Raw genomic sequence first — 16,340 nt, forward strand, 5'->3', positions numbered from 1 at the left:
CGAAGCGCGGAGGCGGCTCGCCGAGCCGCCGCTACAGAAGAAGCCCTAGGGCAGGCGGACGGCTTCCACGATCTCGATCGGCTCCACCGGCACGTCGCCGTGCGGGCCGGCCTGGCCGGTACGGACCGCCTTGATCTGGTCCACCACGTCCATGCCCTCGACCACGCGGCCGAAGACGCAGTAACCGAAGCCGCGCGGGTCGGGCGACGTGTGATCCAGGAAGGCGTTGTCCGCGACGTTGATGAAGAACTGCGCGGTCGCGCTATGCGGATCCGGGGTGCGCGCCATGGCGAGGGTCCCGCGGGCGTTCTTGAGCCCGTTGGCCGCCTCGTTGCGGACCGGCTCGCGGGTCCGCTTCTGCTGCATGTCCTTGGTGAAGCCGCCGCCCTGGATCATGAAGCCGTTGATCACGCGGTGAAAGATCGTCCCGTTATAGTGCCCGTCATCCACGTACTTCAGGAAGTTCTCGGCCGAAAGCGGCGCCTTCGCGGCGTCCAGTTCGATCACGATGTCGCCCAGGCTGGTCTGGAGTTTCACCCGGGGCGCGGCGGCGGGGGCCGTTTCCGGCGGCGACGTTTCCTCGGGTGCGGCGGGTGGCTCCGCAGGCGGCTGGGCTTTGGCGGCGAACCCGAGGACCAGGAACAGGCCGAACGGGGTAAGGATGGACCTCATGATGGACTCCTGTGTTTATGCGTTGAAACGAAACAACGGAACTCCCGGGCATTCTACGTGACCCGGGCGGGGCAGGCAAGTTGGACGAACGCGGGAAAAGGCCTGAAAATGGGAAAAAAAGGGCCTTGAACTGCGGCGGGGCGGGCGCTATGGTACACGCTCTTCGTCCGAAAACCCGGCCGCGCGGGGCGGCCGGAACACGAGGGTTGTGAGAGCGTTATGAAAAAGGATATTCATCCCGAGTACGGGGAGGCCACGATTTCCTGCGCGTGCGGGAACGTGATCAAGACCCGTTCCACCGTGCGCGAAATGCACATCAACACGTGCTCGCGCTGCCACCCGTTCTTCACGGGCCAGGCCAAGATCCTGGACGCCGAGGGGCGCATCGAGCGCTTCCGCAAGCGCTACGCCAAGCCTGCTCGCTAGCTTCCTTGCGCGGGCCAGTCGTGTCGTCGGACAGGACTGGCCCGTTTTGTTTCCGAGTCCGGAGACCGCGGATGGCACGGATAACACGGATAGCCGGGAGAGAAGATCCGCGCCATCCGTGTAATCCGCGGTTTCTGCTTGTCCGGGGTGGCAAAGGAACATGATGGATCAGGCCCATGTTCAGCAATGGCTGGCGCGGCTGGCGGAGATCGAATCGCTGCTGGCCGATCCCGCGACGGCGGCCAATCAGCGCCGGTTCCAGGAACTGCTCCAGGAGCACGCGCGCCTGCTGGAGATTCGCCGCGCCGCCGACGTGTACTTCCGGCTGCGGAAGGAGCGCGAGGACAGCGAGGCGCTGCTCCGGCAGGAGGGGGGCGACCCGGATATCCTGGAGATGGCCCGCGCCGAGATCGGGCGCCTGGACCGCGAGCTGCCGCCGGCGGAGCGCGCGCTGCTCGAGACCGTCCTGCCGCCCGACCCCGCCGACAGCCGCAACACCATCATGGAAATCCGGGCCGGCACCGGCGGCGAGGAGGCGGCGCTCTTCGCGGGCGACCTGTACCGCCTGTACACCAAGTACGCCGAGCGCTGCGGCTGGAAGACCGGCCTGATCGACGCCAGCCCGTCGAGCCTGGGCGGCTACAAGGAGATCATCTTCTCCGTCGAGGGCCGGAACGTGTACCGTACCCTGCGCTACGAAAGCGGCGGGCACCGCGTCCAGCGCATCCCGGTGACCGAGGCCGGCGGGCGCATCCATACCTCCGCGGCGACCGTCGCCGTGCTGCCAGAGGCGGAAGAGGTGGAGGTGGAGATCAAGCCGGAAGAGTTGAAAATCGAGTACTGCCGCGCCTCGGGGCCCGGCGGCCAGAGCGTGAACAAGTCGGATTCCGCGGTGCGCATCGTCCACCTGCCCACCAATACCGTGGTCACGTGCCAGGACGAGCGCTCCCAGCAGCGCAACCGCGAGAAGGCCATGCGGGTGCTGCGCGCACGCATTTTGGACCAGGCGCGCCTCGCCGAGCAGGCGCGGTTGTCCAGCGAGCGCAAAAGCCAGATGGGCTCGGGGGACCGCAGCGAACGGATCCGCACCTACAATTTCCCGCAGAACCGGCTGACCGACCACCGGATCAACCTGACGATCTACACGCTGGACCGCGTGATGGAAGGCGGCCTGGAGCCGGTGGTCGAGGCCCTGCGCGAGCACGATGTCGGCTTGAGAATCCAGCAGTTGATGAAAACCTGATCCCCGGGAGCCCGCGTGTCCGAACCTGTCGTGGCCGACATCCTTTTCTCCGCCGCGCGAAGCCTGGAGGCGGCCGGCCTTGACGAGGCGCGGCTCAAGGCCGAGTGGGCGTTGAGCCGCGCGCTCGGGTTTCCCCGGCTCGAATGGCCGCTCCGTTTCCGCGAGGCCGTGCCCGCGTCCGCCCTGTCCGCGTTCGAAAGCTACGTCCGGCGGCTGGCGGGGCGCGAGCCGCTGCAGTACGTCCTGGGCGACGCGGAATTCATGGGCCTGGTCCTGAAGACCGACCGCCGGGCGCTCATCCCGCGGCCGGAGACCGAGTTCCTGGTGGAAACCGTCCTGGAATACCCGCCGCTCTGGGCGGCGAACCGCAGGCCTGTTGTTGCCGACGTGGGCACGGGGACCGGCTGCATCGCGCTGGCGCTGGCGTCGAAGCGGCCCGGGGCGCGCTGCCTGGCCCGGGACAGCAGCCCGGCGGCGCTCGACCTGGCCCGGGAAAACGCGGCGGCCCTCGGACTGGAAGGCCGGATCGAATTCGAGGAAGGCGACCTGCTGGAGGGCGTTCCGCCGGGCTCGCTGGACGCGGTGGTTTCCAACCCGCCCTACGTGCCCGCCGGCGATTGGGCCGGACTGGACCGGTCCGTGCGCGATTTCGAACCGCGCGGCGCCCTCGACGGAGGCGCGGACGGCCTGGCGGTGATCCGGCGGCTGCTGCCGCAGGCCTTTACATCCTTGAAGGAGCGGGGGATAGTAGCTCTGGAGATCGGCGAGGGGCAGGCGGAGCGGGTGCGGCGGCTCATGAAGGATGCCGGCTTTGTCGCGGGGGAAATCCGGCGGGATTTTTCGGATCGGGATCGCGTGGCGCTGGGGATAAAGGAATGAAGACTTACAGGAGACTTTCCGGGCCCCTGCTGGGGCACCGTTCTTCGTTCGGCCGCCGCCAGCAGCTGACCGTGGCCATCTTGCTGCCGGTTCTTTTCTTCGTGGCTGTGCTCCAGTGGCGATGGATCGGGCAGAACAAGCAATCCCTGTTCCGGTTGAGCGGGTCCTGGTACGTCGAGCGCCTCCCCTGCGAGCTGTGCGGCCAGATGGGCTTCATCCAGTCCGGCGCGGACCCGCGGCAGCGAATCCTGTGCCCGGTCTGCCAGGGCCGGGGCGGGGGATATATCCGCCGCGTGGATGACCGCGATGTGATCTGCCCGGCCTGCGGCGGCATGGGCCGGATTTGGGATGAGCCCGACGGCGCGCATTTCTGCTCGCGGTGCGAGGGGCGCGGCCTGATCCGTGTCGAGGCCGGGGCGACCAACGCGCCTTCCGGCACGACGCCCTAGCGGTTCTCCAAGCTTGGAAGCCTCATGTTCGACAAACTCACAGGCGCCCTGCAGGGCCTATTCAGGAAGTGGCGGGGCCTGGGCAAGCTCTCGGAGCGCAACGTGCAGGACGCGCTGCGCGAGGTCCGGCTGGCCCTGCTCGAGGCCGACGTCAATTTCCAGGTCGCCCGCGATTTCATCGCCCGGGTCAAGGAGAAGTCCATGGGCCGCGAGGTGCTGGAAAGCATCACGCCCGGCCAGCAGATGATCAAGATCGTGCACGACGAGATGGTCGCGCTGCTCGGCGGCGCGAACCGGGACTTCGATCTATCCGGCCGCCCGGCCTCGGTGCTCCTGCTGGGTCTCCATGGCGCGGGCAAGACCACGACGGCGGCGAAGCTGGCGCGGTTCTGGAAGAAAAAGGGCCGGTCGGTGATGTTGGCCGCCTGCGACCTGCGCCGCCCGGCCGCGGTGGACCAACTCCGCATCCTGGCGGGGCAGGCCGGGGCGGCCTTTTGCCCGCCGGAACCGGGCGAGGGCCTGCCGGCCCTGGGCCGGCGGGCCCTCGATCGGGCCGGGCGCGAAGCGTGCGACGTTGTGCTTTTCGATACCGGCGGCCGGTCCCAACTGGACGCGGAACTGGTCGCCGAGGTCCGTGATTTGCGCGCGGCGGTCCGCCCCGCCAACGTGGTCCTGGTGCTCGACGCGGCGATCGGCCAGGAGTCCGTCCACGTGGCCGAGACGTTCCACAAGGAAGTCGGGCTGACCGGCCTGATCCTGACCAAGCTCGACGGTGACGCGCGCGGCGGCGCGGCCCTGTCCGTCCACGCGGTCACCGGCTGCCCGGTGCTCATGACCGGGACGGGGGAGCGGCTGGAAAACCTCGAGCCCTTTTACCCCGACCGGATGGCCTCGCGGATCCTGGGCATGGGGGACATCATCAGCCTCGTCGAAAAGGCGCAAGAGACGGTGGATCAACAGGAAATGGAGCGGATGCAGGAACGCCTGCTGGAGGACCGCTTCACCCTGGAGGATTTCCTGGCGCAGATCCAGCAGGTCAAGAAGCTGGGCCCCATGGAGAATCTGCTTGAAATGATGCCGGGGGCTGATATGTTGCGCGGCCGCATTCGGCCGGAGCAGGCCGGGCAGGTGGCCGCGGAGTGGAAGAGGGCCGAGGCGGTCATCCGCAGCATGACCCCGGGCGAGCGGCGGAATCCGGACATCCTGAACGCCGGACGTCGCCGGAGAATTGCCGCGGGGAGCGGGACCACGGTGCAGGACGTGAACGCCGTGCTCCACCAGTACGAACAGGCCCGGCGCATGGCGCGGCAGTTCAAGCACATGCAAAAAAGGTTGCTCCGAAGGGGCCGGTAGGGTATCAAAACCAGTCACGTTCAAGGCGGACGCCCCCTGCGCGGGTGGCGTCGGCGGGCGTGCCGGGAGGAAGCTATGGCAGTCAAGATTCGATTGCGGAGAATGGGCAGCAACAAGCAGCCCTTTTTCCGGGTGGTGGTCACGGACATGCGGTGTCCGAACAGCGGGCGTTTTCTGGAAACCGTCGGCTGGTACGATCCGAAGCGCAAGGGCGCGAACTACGAGTTGAAGTCCGAGCGGATCGAGTACTGGACCGGCAAGGGCGCGCAGGTGTCCGATACCGTTCGCAGCCTGCTGAAGAAAAACCGGGCGGCGCAGCGGCGGGCTGCAGCCCCCGCGTGAGGATGGGGTCATGAGGGAACTGGTGGAGTATATTGTCCGCGCCCTGGTGGATCATCCCCAGGACGTCCGCCTGACCGAGGTGGACGGCGAGCGCACGGTGATCTTCGAGCTGCGGTGCCACCCCGAGGACGTCGGCAAGGTCATCGGGAAAAACGGCAAGACGGTGGGCGCGATCCGTACGCTGGTGAGCACGGCGGCCGCCCGGCAGGGGAAGCGGGCCATGCTGGAGGTTGTCGAGTGAGCGGGCATGGGTGCGTCGCTCAAGATTGACATCCTGACCATATTCCCGGGGATGCTGGAAGGGTTCCTCGGCGAGAGCATGCTCAAGCGGGCCGCGCGGTCGGGCGCGGTGGAGTTCCGGGTCGTCAACCTGCGGGATTTCACGCGCGACGCGCACCGGACCACGGACGACCGCCCCTACGGGGGCGGGCCGGGCATGGTGATGAAGCCCGGGCCGATTTTCGAAGCGGTGGAGTCGCTGGGGCCCGCGGGCGCGCGGGTGATCCTGATGACGCCCCAGGGGCGGCGGTTCGACCAGGCGGCGGCCCGGGAGCTGGCCGAAGAATCGCACCTGATCTTTATATGCGGTCATTACGAGGGCGTGGACGAGCGCGTGCGGCAGGCGCTGGTCACCGATGAAATTTCCATCGGCGACTACGTGCTGACCAACGGCGCCCTCGCCGCCGCGGTGGTCGTGGACGCCGTGGTGCGGCTGCGGCCGGGTGTGCTCGGCGGCGCCGGCGCGACGGAGGAGGAATCCTTCAGCGACGGCTGCCTGGAATACCCGCAGTACACGCGGCCCCCGGAGTTCCGGGAGATGAAGGTGCCCGACGTGCTGGTTTCGGGCGACCACGAGGAAATCCGCCGGTGGCGGCGGAGCCAGTCGCTGCAGCGGACGCGCGAACGCCGTCCGGACCTGCTGGGCGGCGGGGACGAGGAATTGAAAAAAAGAGGTGACGGATGAGAGCGAAGATGCTGGACAAGATCAGTCTCGAACAGGCGCGCAAGGAAGCCGCGCCGACCCTGCACATCGGCGACGCGGTGCGCGTCCAGGTCAAGATCAAGGAAGGCGACAAGGAACGCCTCCAGGCCTTCGCCGGCACCCTGATCGCCCGCGACGGAACGGGCGCCACGGAGACCATCACCGTCCGGCGCATCTCCTACGGCGAGGGCGTCGAGCGCGTTTTTCCGCTGCACGCCCCGAGCGTGGCGAAGATCGAGGTGGAGAAGCACGGCCGGATTCGCCGCGCCAAGCTCTACTACCTGCGCCGTGCCACCGGCAAGAAATCGCGCGTGACCGAAACCGCGACGTAAGCGGAAGGGGCGCGGCTTGCTGCGCTTCGAGCGTCAGGCCTGGTCCGCCGGTTGCGCCCGCGTGGCGGGGGTGGACGAGGCCGGGCGCGGCCCGCTGGCCGGGCCCGTGATGGCCGCGGCCGTGATCTTCGACAGGACTTATCTCGTCGCCCAGGAGCGCGGCGAACTCGCCGGGCTGACCGATTCCAAGAAACTGTCCCCCGCGAAGCGCGAGCATTTCTTCGCCTTGCTGGCGGCGCGCCCCGGGATCGCCATCGGCGTCGGCCGGGCCGAGGTCGGGGAGGTCGACCGGCTCAACATCCTGCGCGCCACGCACCTCGCGATGGCCCGGGCGCTCGCGGCGTTGCCCGCCCTCCCGGACCACGCGCTCGTCGACGGCCTGCCGGTGCCCGGCCTCCCGTGCCCCTCCACGGCCGTCGTCGGCGGGGACGGCTTGAGCCTCTCCATCGCCGCCGCCAGCATCGTGGCCAAGGTCACGCGCGACCGGTTGATGGAGGAATTGGACCGCCTCCATCCCGGCTATGGCTTGGCGCGGCACAAGGGCTACGGCACGCGGGAGCATCTGGAGGCCCTCCGCCGGCTGGGGCCTTCGCCCTGCCACCGCCGCTCCTTCGCGCCGGTCTCCCAGTTGGTGCTTCCCTTTTCCACTGAACCGATCGATCCTGAATCCATCCGGCGATGATGAGAACAGTGACCCTTCATGGCTCGCGGGGACGCTCGCCCTCCATCATCCTGTTCCTGCTGGAGGGCGAGCCTCCGGCGAGCCGAATCACAGGTCAAAGTACCTGATCCGGTCCCCCATGTGGTGGCCCTTCAAAAAGACGAGCGGCAAGCCCGAGGACAAGCGCCATCGCGCCGGCCGGTGGGGCGAGAAGCAGGCCGAGCGGCACCTGCGCGGGCTGGGCTTCCGCATCCTGGCGCGGCGTTTCCGCGTCGGCCGCCGGGATGAACTCGACCTCATCGCCCGCGACGGCGACACGCTGGTCTTCGTCGAGGTCAAGACCCGCGCGAGCGAGGATTTTGGCGCGCCGATCGCGTCGGTCAAGGACGGCAAGCGCCACGCCCTGTCCCGCGCCGCCGTCCGGTACCTGTCGCGCCTGCGCCGGAAACCCGGATACTTCCGTTTCGACGTCGTCGAGGTGATCGGAAAGGAAGGAGAGGGAGCGCCGCACATCCGCCATACCCCCAACGCCTTCACGCTGGCGCCTCCCTACCGCGCGCCGTGGTAGGCGTGAGACGGAAACAGGCATCAGCCTGCATGAAGGCTTTGTGTATTCTTGACATGCCATCAATGCAGGCATAGCATGAAGGCATAATGAAAAAGAAAGAGCAATACACCCTCCGGAACATTCCACCCCGCGTGGATCAACGGCTTCGGGAGCGGGCGGCGCAATACGGAACCAGCCTGAACACCGCCGCCCTGGAGGCCTTGTCGCGAGGATTGGGGCTCGGTGAAGAGGTCGTGGTCCATCGCGATCTGGACGACCTGGCGGGCACGTGGGTGGCAGACCCGGAGTTCGATAAGGCCATGCAGATGATGGACCGGGTGGATCCGGACTTGTGGAAATGATCATCGCCATCGACACCAATCGCTATCGCGATTTTTGCGAGGGAGAGGAAGGCGCGGTGGAACGTTTCCGTACCGCGTCCCGCATCTGTATGCCTTTTCCGGTTCTGGCCGAGTTGCGCGCCGGCTTCGCCTGCGGGACCCTGGCCCGCCGGAATGAAGGCGTGCTCAACACGTTCTTGAACAGGCCCCGGGTGGCCGTGCTCCTGGCCGACGAGCAGACCACCTTCCACTATGCGCGGCTATTTGTTCAACTCCGCAAGCAGGGCACGCCCATCCCGACCAATGACATCTGGATCGCGGCGCTGGTGCAGCAGCATAACCTGCTCCTGTACAGCCGGGATGCACATTTCGACGCGCTGCCCCAGTTGGCCCGGTTGGATTGAAGCCACTTGAATAACGGGGTTCCGCAGAATGTCTAATCCGGCAATGAAGAGAGGCCGACTCACCGTCATGGCGGCGTGGGCGCTGTTTTCCGTTTCCGCGGCCCTGGCCCAGATCCCGTCCGACTGGTTGGAACAGGCGGTGCGGGTGGGCGAAGAGATCGCCCGGGAGCAACTTCCCGCCGACCTGCTGGATCAGTTCGAATGGCCTTCCCCGGAGACGTGGAGCGGCTTCTGGACCGGCCTGACGCAGACACTGGAATCGGGTTCGCTGGACGACCTGGCGTGGCTGAAGCCCACGGCCGAATCGGCCATCGAGATGCTGCGCATGGTGCCGGAAGGCCAATCCTACGCCGACTGGCTGCAGCAGCGCATGGACTACTTCGAGATGGCCGAGGTCCTGGTTCGCGAGGTGCCGTCGCCCGGGCCCCGGCCCCCGCCGCCGCCGCCGCCGAAGCGGGGCGAACTTAAAACGCCGTCGCGGCCGAAACCCGCGCCGCCGCCCCCGGCCGTGGAGACGCGGCGCAGGGAAAGCGCGGCCAGCCAGGCCAAGTGGGAGCAGAAACTTGCCGGCCGGCCGGCGCCGGCGCGGGCGGCGGCCCTGGCCCCGCGGCTCAAGGAGATCTTTCGCGCCGAGGGCATGCCCCCCGAGCTGATCTGGCTGGCGGAGGTCGAGTCCTCGTTCAACCCCGAGGCGCGCAGCCCCGTGGGCGCGGCGGGCCTGTTCCAATTCATGCCCGCCACCGCGCAGCGGTTCGGTCTGTCGCTCAAGCCGAAGGACGAGCGGCTCGTGCCGGAAAAAAGCGCGCGGGCGGCGGCGCAGTACCTCCGGTATTTGCACGGCCTGTTCCACTCCTGGCCCCTGGCCCTCGCGGCCTACAACGCCGGCGAGGGACGGGTGGGGAAATTGCTGAAGACAGCGCCCGCCAGGACATTCGAAGCCATACAGGACCGGCTGCCGACGGAAACGCAGATGTACGTGCCCAAGATTCAGGCGACGATCAAGCTTCGGGAGAAGAAGGATTGGGCGCAGTGGGGGCCGCCGTCGCGGCGCTGACGGCCGGATGCATGTAGATGGGCGTCGGCGGGGGCGCGGCCACGCCGCGCGAGAAGCGGTCGAGGGCCAGGAGCCCCACCCCGCGGGCCCGCGGAAAGAGATCCTGCCCGATCCAGCGGAGCGATCGCAACGCATTGAATTCGGGACGGGCGGATAGCGCGCTCCAATCGGAGCTGACCGCCACGGCGTTTTCCGGCGCGAGGCGCGCCGCCTCCGCGGGGGCGGCCACGGACCACGGCGCGCGGGCGCGGGGCCCGTCCGGCGTTCGCTCGAACGCGCCGATCCAAACCTGGCCCCGCCGCGCGTCGCCCAGCACGGCCACGGAGCCCGCGTCCTGCTCCTGCATCACCGCCCAGGCCAGCGCCTCGCCGCTGTCGACCGGGTAGACCCGCCTTTGCCCGGGCAGGGCCAACGCCTGCGCCACGGTCATGGCCAGGCGCAGGCCGGTGTACGCCCCAGGGCCCCGCCCCGGCGCGAACAGATCGAGGGCTTCCGGCTCCACGCCGGCCGCGCGGCACAGGTCCGGCAACAGGCGGAACAGGCCCCGGGTCCTGCGGCGCTCCTCCGTGACCTCGCATTCCGCCAGGACCTCCGCGTCCGAAAGGAGGGCCAGGCTGCCCCGCCGCGAGGAAAGGTCCAGGGCCAGGATGTTCACGGATGGCGTCCTCCGCTCAACGTGATGAATCGTTCGTCTTCCGTTTCGCCGGGTTGGAACCGCATATGCAGCGTGTCCGCCGGGAGCAGGTCGGCGATCCGCTCCGCCCACTCGATGGCCACGATGCCGCGGCCGTACAGGTACTCGTCGAGGCCGAGCCCCAGCGCCTCCGAGGAGTTCCGCACGCGGTACAGGTCGATGTGGTAGAGGGGAAGGGCCCCGGGATACTCGTTGATCAGGGTGAACGTCGGGCTGCCGACGGGCCGCTCGATGCCCAGCGCCAGGGCCAGGCCCTGGACAAAGGTGGTTTTGCCGGCCCCGAGCTCGCCGTGGAGGGCCAGGACGCTGCCGGGCGTCAATTCCCGAAGGAGGTCGGCCGCCAGGCGGAACGTGTCCTCCGGGCCCTTCGAGATCCACTGTCGCGCAGGCGGGTTCATGGGCTTGGTTCTTTAAAGAAAGAATGGTATATTAATATATTCTATTCTGAAAACGGATTCGTGCACGGCCTCGGCGCCCGTCGTCCGGAGAAACCATCGATTTATGGCGTACTTGGGAGTAGACATCGGCAGCTTGTTTGTCGGGATCGTCCTGGTCGACGAGTCCGGCGAGCTCGTTCGCCGGGAGTATCTTCGCCACCAGGGCGAGCCGCTCAAGTGCGTGCGCGGGCTCTTGGAGGGCTTCCCGGTCGGGGAGATCCGGGCGATCGCCCGGACGGGTTCCGGCGGGCAGGCGGTCCCCCTGCCCGGCCCCTGCCTGGATTCGATCGTGGCGGGCGTGGAGGCCGCGCGCCGGCTCGCGCCCGACGCGCGCAACATCCTGTCCATCGGCGGCGGCTCCTTCAGCCTGACCCAACTCGACGAGACCGGCCACTACCGCCGATCGAGCATCAACAGCGCCTGCGCGTCGGGCACGGGGGCCTTCCTGGACCAGCAGGCGCTGCGCCTCCAGATTCCCCCGGCCGAGCTGGCCCAGTGCGCCATGTGCTACAGCGGGCGGCCGCCGGGCGTCGCCACCCGCTGCGCCGTCTTCGCGAAGAGCGACATGATCCACCTGCAGCAGGAGGGCTTCTCCGTCGAGGCCATCGCCGCCGGGCTGTGCGTGGGGCTCGGCGCCTCCACGGTGGACGGCCTGCTCGACGGCCGGGCCCTGATCGGCAAGACCTTGCTGATCGGGGGCATGGCGCGCAACTCGGTGGTCGTGGGGGCGATCCGCGAGAAGCTGGGCGTCGAGACCGTGGTGCCCTCCTCCCCCGAGTTGGCGGGGGCCTACGGCGCGGCGCTGGTCGCCCGGCAGCAGGGCGCGGCCGCGTCGGTCCCGCCGGACTGGCTGGAGCGGCTGGCCCCGCGGGCGGAGACGTCGGACGCCGCGGCGGAGGCCTTGCGCGCGCCCCTTGAACTCACGCTTTCCCGCTACCCGGATTTCACATGGCACGATCACTGGATCAACGAGGACGACAGCGAGGTCGCCATCGCCGCCCCCCGGCACGGGGCGGTGCGCGTGGCGCTTGGCATCGACATCGGCTCGACCTCCACCAAGGCGACCGTGCTCGACGAGCGGAACGGCGTGGTCGGATGGGTCTACCGCAAGACCGCCGGCAACCCGATCCGCGCGGTCCAGCTCGTGTTCAAGGCGTTCCGCGAGATGGAGAAACGGGGCGGCTTCGCGCTGGATATCCGGGGCGTCGGCACGACCGGCTCCGGCCGCAAGATGATCAAGGAGGTCATCGGCGCGGACCTGGCCATGAACGAGATCACCGCGCACGCGCGCGCCGCCGTGTTCATCGACCCGGAGGTGGACAGCATCATCGAGCTGGGCGGCCAGGACGCCAAGTTCACGCAGCTCCAGAACGGCATGGTGTACAACTCCGTGATGAACTACGTCTGCGCGGCGGGCACGGGCAGCTTCATCGAGGAGCAGGCCCACAAGCTGGGCATCCCGCTCTCCGAGTACGCCGGCCGCGCGATGGGCAAGCCCTGCCCGCGGACCTCCGACCGCTGCACGGTCTACATGGAGCGCGACCTGGACCTGCTGATGGCGCGCGGCTGGAGCAAGGACCAGATCGCCGCCGCCGTCCTGCACTCCGTGCGCGACAACTACCTCAACAAGGTCGTCGGCGGGCTGCACATCGGCGACCACATCTACTTCCAGGGCGCCACCGCGCGCAACAAGGCGCTCGTCGCCGCGTTCGAGGTCGAGCTCCAGAAGCCCATCGCGGTCAGCCCGTACTGCCACCTGACGGGCTCGCTCGGGATGTCCCTGCTGGCCCGGGAGCGCGTGCCCGAGGCGGCGCGCTCCGCCCGGTTCAAGGGGCTGGCCTTCGCGGACGAGAAGGTGACGGTGGACCGCGAGGTGTGCGACCTGTGCCACAACCTCTGCAACCTCTCCATCATCCGGGCCGGGCAGGAGGTGGTCGCCTGGGGGCTCAAGTGCGGGCGCGACTACGGCGAGAAGCGCATGCGGGTCAAGGATCTCACCGCGTACGAGTTCTGGAAGAAGCGGGCATCCGCCTGGGCCAACGGGGTGAAGCCGACCGCGGCGCCGGCGCGCGGGGGCGCGCGCCCGAGGGTCGGGCTGCTGCGCAGCCTCGGCACGTACGGCTATTACCCGTTCTGGCGGGCCTTCCTGCGCGAGCTCGGCGCCGAGGTGGTGTACTCGCCCTTGTCGTCCGAGAAGATCCTCCACCGGGGCGGCGAGATCACCACGGCGGAATACTGCGCGCCCGTGGTCATGAGCCACGGGCATGCCCGGGCCCTGCTGGAGGATTCCGGCGTGGATTACCTCTTCGTGCCCCACATGCTGCGCGAGCCGGTGCCGGAGGGCTTCACGGACGCGCACTTCTGCTGCTACGTCCAGGCCCATCCCGGCGTGTTGAAATCCATCGAGGGCCTGAACCTGGGCCCGCGGCTCCTGGCCCCGGTGATGGACTGGAGCCGGCCGGAGGAGGAGCGGGTCGCCTCCGTCTGGCGCGCCGTGGGCGAGCCCCTGGGGGTGGATGCCGCGGCGGTGCGCCGCGCGCTGCGCGCGGGGGAGTCCGCCCAGTCGGCCTTCCGGGAGGACGGCCTGGCCCTCGGGCGCGCCGCCCTCGAGAAGATCGAGCGCGACAACGCGCTCGGCCTCGTCTGCTTCGGCCGCCCCTACAACACGACCGATCCCGGCCTGACGCTGGACCTGCCCCGCAAGGTGGCCGAGATGGGCTACCACGTTCTCTACCAGGACATGCTCCCGTTCGACATGGCCGACATTCTGCCCGCGCACAGCAACATGTACTGGCACTACGGCCAGAAAATCCTGGCGGCGGCCGAGTACGTCGCCCGTTCGCCGCGGCTCTTCGGCGTGTATTTCACGAATTTCATGTGCGGGCCGGACAGTTATATCCTGACGTACTTCAAGGAGATCATGGGCCGGACCGGCAAGCCGTACCTGTGCCTCCAGTTCGACGGCCACGGCGCGGACGCGGGCTACCTGACGCGCATCGAGGCCGCCCTGGAGAGCTTCCATTCGTGGAGCAAAATCCCGCGGCCGGAAGTGAAGGAAGTGAATAGTGAATTGTGAATAGTGGGGGGCCTTTCCCCCTGAACCCTGAACCCTGAACCCTGAACCCTAACACCTCCCCCATGCCCAACCTCGAAGAACAACGCGTGACCGGCCCCGGCGAGGGCCGGACCCTTTTTGTTCCGCCCATGGATCCCTTTTGCGCGCGGCTGCTGGCGGCCGTGTTCCGGTCGATCGGCTACGAGGCCCACGTGCTGGAGGAGAACGCGGAGACGCTGGCCCTCGGGCACAAGCATACGTCCGGCGGCGAGTGCGTGCCGTGCCCGCTGACGGTCGGCGCGCTGGTCAAGGCCATGGAGGACCGCCGGCTTCCGCCCGAGCGCGTGATCTTCTTCATGCCGACGGCCTGCGGGCCGTGCCGGTTCGGGCAGTACGCGAAGCTGGACTCGATCATCTTCGAGAAGCAGGGGTGGGGCGGGATCCGCATCTTGAGCCCCTCGGCGGAGAACGCCTACGCGGGCCTCGACAGCGGGGCGCGGATGCGGCTCTGGCACGCCGCCGTGGTCGGCGACATCCTGCGGAAGCTGGGCATGAAGGTCCGGCCCTACGAGCAGCGGGCCGGCGAGACGGACGAGACGCTGGAGCAGGGTTTGCGTCGCCTCGAGAAGGCCCTCGAGCAGAAGGACGTCGGGCCCGTAACCCCGCTGCTCGCGGGGCTGGTGGACGAGGTCGCGCGGATCGCGCGGCGGCCGGAGAAAAAGCCGCTCGTCGGCGTGGTCGGCGAGATCTATGTCCGGTGCGACCCGTTCATCAACGGGCAGGTTTGCCGGCGGATCGAGGAACTGGGCGGGGAGGCATGGCTGGCCCCCGTGTCCGAGTGGATCCTCTACACGAACTATCTCCAGACCCTTGTCGCCGGCAGCACGAGCGGGCTCCGGGCGCGCCTGGAGAACCTGCGGACCTGGCTCGAACGCAACCTGTTCTTCGAGAAGTGGGAGCATCACTACTACGAGGTGGCCGAGCCGGTCCTGCACGACCGCAAGGAGCATCCGATCGCGGAGGTGATCGAGGCCGGGGCGAAATACCTGCCGTGGCAGTTCGAAGGGGAATCCATCCTCACGCTGGGCCGGGCGGTCCTTTTTGTCCGCAGGGACGGCGCCCGGGCCGTGGTCAACGCCAGCCCGATGTTCTGCATGCCGGGGACGATCACGACGAGCATCTTTCCGCAGATCGAGCGCGAGACCGGGGCGCCGGTGGTGTGCCTCTTTTACGACGGCTCCGGCGATCCCAACCAGGCCCTCGTGCCCGTCATGCACTACCTCCGCGAGCCGGCGCCGGCCCCCGTTTGAGCGCCATGCAAGGGACGCTGCGCAAGCGACGCCCCTACAAGGGAGGCAGCTTGCCGCTGGCCGCGAGGTGCTCCGCCAGGGCCCGGCCGAGGCAGGCGTGGCCCGCGGCGGAGGGATGCCACGAATCGTTGTACAGGTTCTCGCCCGCGGCGGCGCACTGCTCGAAGGCCGCGCGCAGGTCCAGGTGCGGGAGCCCCTGGGCCGCCGCCCGCTCCGCGATCTGCGCGTACTGTTCCGGGCTCCCGCGGTCCTGGTCCGCGGGCAGCACGGCGACGAGCACCTCGAAGCCGTTCTCGTCGGCCAGCCGCCGGAGTTTTTTCAGGCTGGGCTCCACCGTGTCGGCCTTGAGGTCGCGGTAGTGTTGCACGCGCTTCTCGACGATGCGGTCGGAGTAGAACCGGGCGCGGATCAGCCGGTAGAGGGCGCTGCGCGCGAGCCAGGGCGCGAGCTGGTAGTGGGCGACGCCCGGCGCCTGCCTCTCCCGCTCGCGGAGCTGGCTGATGATCCCGCCGTTCATCTGCAGGGTGTCGTTCAGGCAGTAGGCCAGGATCACCAGGTCCGGCGCGAAGGCCAGCCCCTTGTCCGCGAGGATCTCCACCTCCTGCTGCGTGTTGTAGCCGCTGACCCCGAAGTTCAGCACCTCCGCGGAGAAACCCCGCCCGCGGAGTTCCCGCTCCAGCACGTGCGTGAAGACGTCTTCCGTGCGGTCCACGCCCAGGCCCATCGTGATGCTGTCGCCCAGGACCAGGACGCGGTAGGTCCCGGCGGGCTTGGCGGGCTCGCGGTCCCGGTCGCGGAACCCGAGCCGGTTGCTGCGGCCGCGGAATTCGAAGTAGTAGAGCTGTTTCCCGTGATACTCGAAATCGGGGACCGGCTCGTAGCCCAGCTTCGGATTGGGGGAAAGCTGGAACCGGCCGACGGAGATCAGGCTCATCTCGGGCGCCCGGCCGGACACCCGCGCGGCGAGCTCGGCCAGCAGGAGCGCGGCGAGCAGCGCGCCGGCCGCCAGCCCCATGCGCTGGAGAAGACGTTTCATCGGTGGCCGGGCAAGGTCGCACCGGCCGGGCCGCAAGTCAAGCCGGCAACCTGCGGACTTAGGCCGTTCGCAGGGCGGCGCTTTTCGGCGAGAACCGCAGCGGGGTCGTAGCCCCCGCTGTAC

Annotated in this window: 20 protein-coding genes; 16 read left to right on the forward strand and 4 right to left on the reverse strand. The window is 68.6% G+C overall.

Annotated features, from left to right (window positions below; genetic code table 11):
- Window positions 1-45 precede the first annotated feature (45 nt).
- Window positions 46-672 (reverse strand): peptidyl-prolyl cis-trans isomerase, encoded by a 627-nt coding sequence (locus tag KA248_02795; GenBank protein MBP7828826.1) that lies wholly within the window; start codon window positions 670-672, stop codon window positions 46-48.
- Between the two features lie 219 nt (window positions 673-891).
- On the opposite strand from KA248_02795, the gene rpmE reads away from it, so the two are divergent.
- From rpmE to KA248_02865, 14 genes are all read left to right on the forward strand, one after another.
- Window positions 892-1,098, forward strand: coding sequence for a 50S ribosomal protein L31 (gene rpmE / locus KA248_02800; GenBank protein MBP7828827.1), 207 nt, complete (start codon window positions 892-894; stop codon window positions 1,096-1,098).
- Window positions 1,099-1,258: 160 nt separating this feature from the next.
- Window positions 1,259-2,341: a peptide chain release factor 1 gene (gene prfA, locus KA248_02805; protein MBP7828828.1), complete on the forward strand. Its 1,083-nt coding sequence runs from the start codon at window positions 1,259-1,261 to the stop codon at window positions 2,339-2,341.
- 15 nt (window positions 2,342-2,356) lie between these two features.
- Window positions 2,357-3,220: a peptide chain release factor N(5)-glutamine methyltransferase gene (prmC, locus tag KA248_02810; GenBank protein MBP7828829.1), complete on the forward strand. Its 864-nt coding sequence runs from the start codon at window positions 2,357-2,359 to the stop codon at window positions 3,218-3,220.
- The gene (locus KA248_02815; GenBank protein MBP7828830.1) at window positions 3,217-3,669 is read left to right on the forward strand and encodes a hypothetical protein; all 453 of its coding nucleotides are present in this window, start codon (window positions 3,217-3,219) and stop codon (window positions 3,667-3,669) included. The genes prmC and KA248_02815 overlap by 4 nt, the downstream gene beginning before the upstream one ends.
- Window positions 3,670-3,693: 24 nt before the next feature.
- Complete coding sequence (gene ffh / locus KA248_02820) at window positions 3,694-5,022, forward strand: signal recognition particle protein (GenBank protein ID MBP7828831.1); 1,329 nt, start codon at window positions 3,694-3,696, stop codon at window positions 5,020-5,022.
- A 75-nt stretch (window positions 5,023-5,097) separates the two neighbouring features.
- Window positions 5,098-5,364 carry a 30S ribosomal protein S16 gene (gene rpsP, locus KA248_02825; protein ID MBP7828832.1) on the forward strand — a complete coding sequence of 89 codons (267 nt, stop codon included), beginning with the start codon at window positions 5,098-5,100 and terminating at the stop codon, window positions 5,362-5,364.
- Between the two features lie 10 nt (window positions 5,365-5,374).
- Window positions 5,375-5,605 (forward strand): KH domain-containing protein, encoded by a 231-nt coding sequence (locus KA248_02830; GenBank protein ID MBP7828833.1) that lies wholly within the window; start codon window positions 5,375-5,377, stop codon window positions 5,603-5,605.
- 6 nt (window positions 5,606-5,611) lie between these two features.
- Complete coding sequence (trmD, locus tag KA248_02835) at window positions 5,612-6,328, forward strand: tRNA (guanosine(37)-N1)-methyltransferase TrmD (GenBank protein MBP7828834.1); 717 nt, start codon at window positions 5,612-5,614, stop codon at window positions 6,326-6,328.
- The gene (gene rplS / locus KA248_02840) at window positions 6,325-6,678 is read left to right on the forward strand and encodes a 50S ribosomal protein L19 (protein MBP7828835.1); all 354 of its coding nucleotides are present in this window, start codon (window positions 6,325-6,327) and stop codon (window positions 6,676-6,678) included. Before trmD ends, rplS begins: the two co-directional genes overlap by 4 nt.
- A gap of 19 nt (window positions 6,679-6,697) precedes the next feature.
- On the forward strand, window positions 6,698-7,360 hold the full coding sequence (locus tag KA248_02845; GenBank protein ID MBP7828836.1) for a ribonuclease HII: 663 nt from the start codon (window positions 6,698-6,700) through the stop codon (window positions 7,358-7,360).
- A gap of 118 nt (window positions 7,361-7,478) precedes the next feature.
- Window positions 7,479-7,907: a YraN family protein gene (locus KA248_02850; GenBank protein MBP7828837.1), complete on the forward strand. Its 429-nt coding sequence runs from the start codon at window positions 7,479-7,481 to the stop codon at window positions 7,905-7,907.
- 86 nt (window positions 7,908-7,993) lie between these two features.
- Window positions 7,994-8,248 carry a hypothetical protein gene (locus KA248_02855; protein ID MBP7828838.1) on the forward strand — a complete coding sequence of 85 codons (255 nt, stop codon included), beginning with the start codon at window positions 7,994-7,996 and terminating at the stop codon, window positions 8,246-8,248.
- Window positions 8,245-8,631 (forward strand): type II toxin-antitoxin system VapC family toxin, encoded by a 387-nt coding sequence (locus tag KA248_02860; GenBank protein MBP7828839.1) that lies wholly within the window; start codon window positions 8,245-8,247, stop codon window positions 8,629-8,631. The genes KA248_02855 and KA248_02860 overlap by 4 nt, the downstream gene beginning before the upstream one ends.
- A 43-nt stretch (window positions 8,632-8,674) precedes the next feature.
- Entirely contained in the window at window positions 8,675-9,685 is a 1,011-nt protein-coding gene (locus KA248_02865; protein MBP7828840.1) for a lytic transglycosylase domain-containing protein, read from the forward strand.
- On the opposite strand, the gene tsaB is transcribed toward KA248_02865, so the two are convergent.
- The gene (gene tsaB / locus KA248_02870) at window positions 9,630-10,340 is read right to left on the reverse strand and encodes a tRNA (adenosine(37)-N6)-threonylcarbamoyltransferase complex dimerization subunit type 1 TsaB (protein MBP7828841.1); all 711 of its coding nucleotides are present in this window, start codon (window positions 10,338-10,340) and stop codon (window positions 9,630-9,632) included. The two genes, KA248_02865 and tsaB, sit on opposite strands and share 56 nt — an antisense overlap.
- Window positions 10,337-10,777, reverse strand: coding sequence for a tRNA (adenosine(37)-N6)-threonylcarbamoyltransferase complex ATPase subunit type 1 TsaE (tsaE, locus tag KA248_02875; GenBank protein ID MBP7828842.1), 441 nt, complete (start codon window positions 10,775-10,777; stop codon window positions 10,337-10,339). Before tsaE ends, tsaB begins: the two co-directional genes overlap by 4 nt.
- Before the next feature lie 103 nt (window positions 10,778-10,880).
- Here tsaE and KA248_02880 point away from each other — a divergent pair, with 103 nt between their 5' ends.
- Window positions 10,881-13,892 (forward strand): hypothetical protein, encoded by a 3,012-nt coding sequence (locus KA248_02880; protein ID MBP7828843.1) that lies wholly within the window; start codon window positions 10,881-10,883, stop codon window positions 13,890-13,892.
- 62 nt (window positions 13,893-13,954) lie between these two features.
- On the forward strand, window positions 13,955-15,181 hold the full coding sequence (locus KA248_02885) for a hypothetical protein (protein MBP7828844.1): 1,227 nt from the start codon (window positions 13,955-13,957) through the stop codon (window positions 15,179-15,181).
- Window positions 15,182-15,215: 34 nt separating this feature from the next.
- Here KA248_02885 and KA248_02890 read toward each other — a convergent pair whose 3' ends face one another.
- On the reverse strand, window positions 15,216-16,217 hold the full coding sequence (locus KA248_02890) for an SGNH/GDSL hydrolase family protein (protein ID MBP7828845.1): 1,002 nt from the start codon (window positions 16,215-16,217) through the stop codon (window positions 15,216-15,218).
- Between the last annotated feature and the right edge of the window lie 123 nt (window positions 16,218-16,340).

It is taken from the genome of Kiritimatiellia bacterium (genome assembly GCA_018001225.1).
GTDB lineage: Bacteria > Verrucomicrobiota > Kiritimatiellia > CAIQIC01 > JAGNIJ01 > JAGNIJ01.

Bases quoted from the DNA above. Each gene is read 5' to 3' on its own strand.
- trmD (MBP7828834.1), top strand. From the start codon at position 5,612: ATGGGTGCGTCGCTCAAGATTGACATCCTGACCATATTCCCGGGGATG.
- KA248_02830 (MBP7828833.1), top strand. From the start codon at position 5,375: ATGAGGGAACTGGTGGAGTATATTGTCCGCGCCCTGGTGGATCATCCC.
- rpsP (MBP7828832.1), top strand. From the start codon at position 5,098: ATGGCAGTCAAGATTCGATTGCGGAGAATGGGCAGCAACAAGCAGCCC.
- KA248_02880 (MBP7828843.1), top strand. From the start codon at position 10,881: ATGGCGTACTTGGGAGTAGACATCGGCAGCTTGTTTGTCGGGATCGTC.
- KA248_02890 (MBP7828845.1), bottom strand. From the start codon at position 16,217: ATGAAACGTCTTCTCCAGCGCATGGGGCTGGCGGCCGGCGCGCTGCTC.
- KA248_02865 (MBP7828840.1), top strand. From the start codon at position 8,675: ATGAAGAGAGGCCGACTCACCGTCATGGCGGCGTGGGCGCTGTTTTCC.
- KA248_02885 (MBP7828844.1), top strand. From the start codon at position 13,955: ATGCCCAACCTCGAAGAACAACGCGTGACCGGCCCCGGCGAGGGCCGG.
- rplS (MBP7828835.1), top strand. From the start codon at position 6,325: ATGAGAGCGAAGATGCTGGACAAGATCAGTCTCGAACAGGCGCGCAAG.
- prfA (MBP7828828.1), top strand. From the start codon at position 1,259: ATGATGGATCAGGCCCATGTTCAGCAATGGCTGGCGCGGCTGGCGGAG.
- KA248_02860 (MBP7828839.1), top strand. From the start codon at position 8,245: ATGATCATCGCCATCGACACCAATCGCTATCGCGATTTTTGCGAGGGA.
- KA248_02850 (MBP7828837.1), top strand. From the start codon at position 7,479: ATGTGGTGGCCCTTCAAAAAGACGAGCGGCAAGCCCGAGGACAAGCGC.
- rpmE (MBP7828827.1), top strand. From the start codon at position 892: ATGAAAAAGGATATTCATCCCGAGTACGGGGAGGCCACGATTTCCTGC.
- KA248_02815 (MBP7828830.1), top strand. From the start codon at position 3,217: ATGAAGACTTACAGGAGACTTTCCGGGCCCCTGCTGGGGCACCGTTCT.
- tsaE (MBP7828842.1), bottom strand. From the start codon at position 10,777: ATGAACCCGCCTGCGCGACAGTGGATCTCGAAGGGCCCGGAGGACACG.
- KA248_02855 (MBP7828838.1), top strand. From the start codon at position 7,994: ATGAAAAAGAAAGAGCAATACACCCTCCGGAACATTCCACCCCGCGTG.
- ffh (MBP7828831.1), top strand. From the start codon at position 3,694: ATGTTCGACAAACTCACAGGCGCCCTGCAGGGCCTATTCAGGAAGTGG.
- KA248_02795 (MBP7828826.1), bottom strand. From the start codon at position 672: ATGAGGTCCATCCTTACCCCGTTCGGCCTGTTCCTGGTCCTCGGGTTC.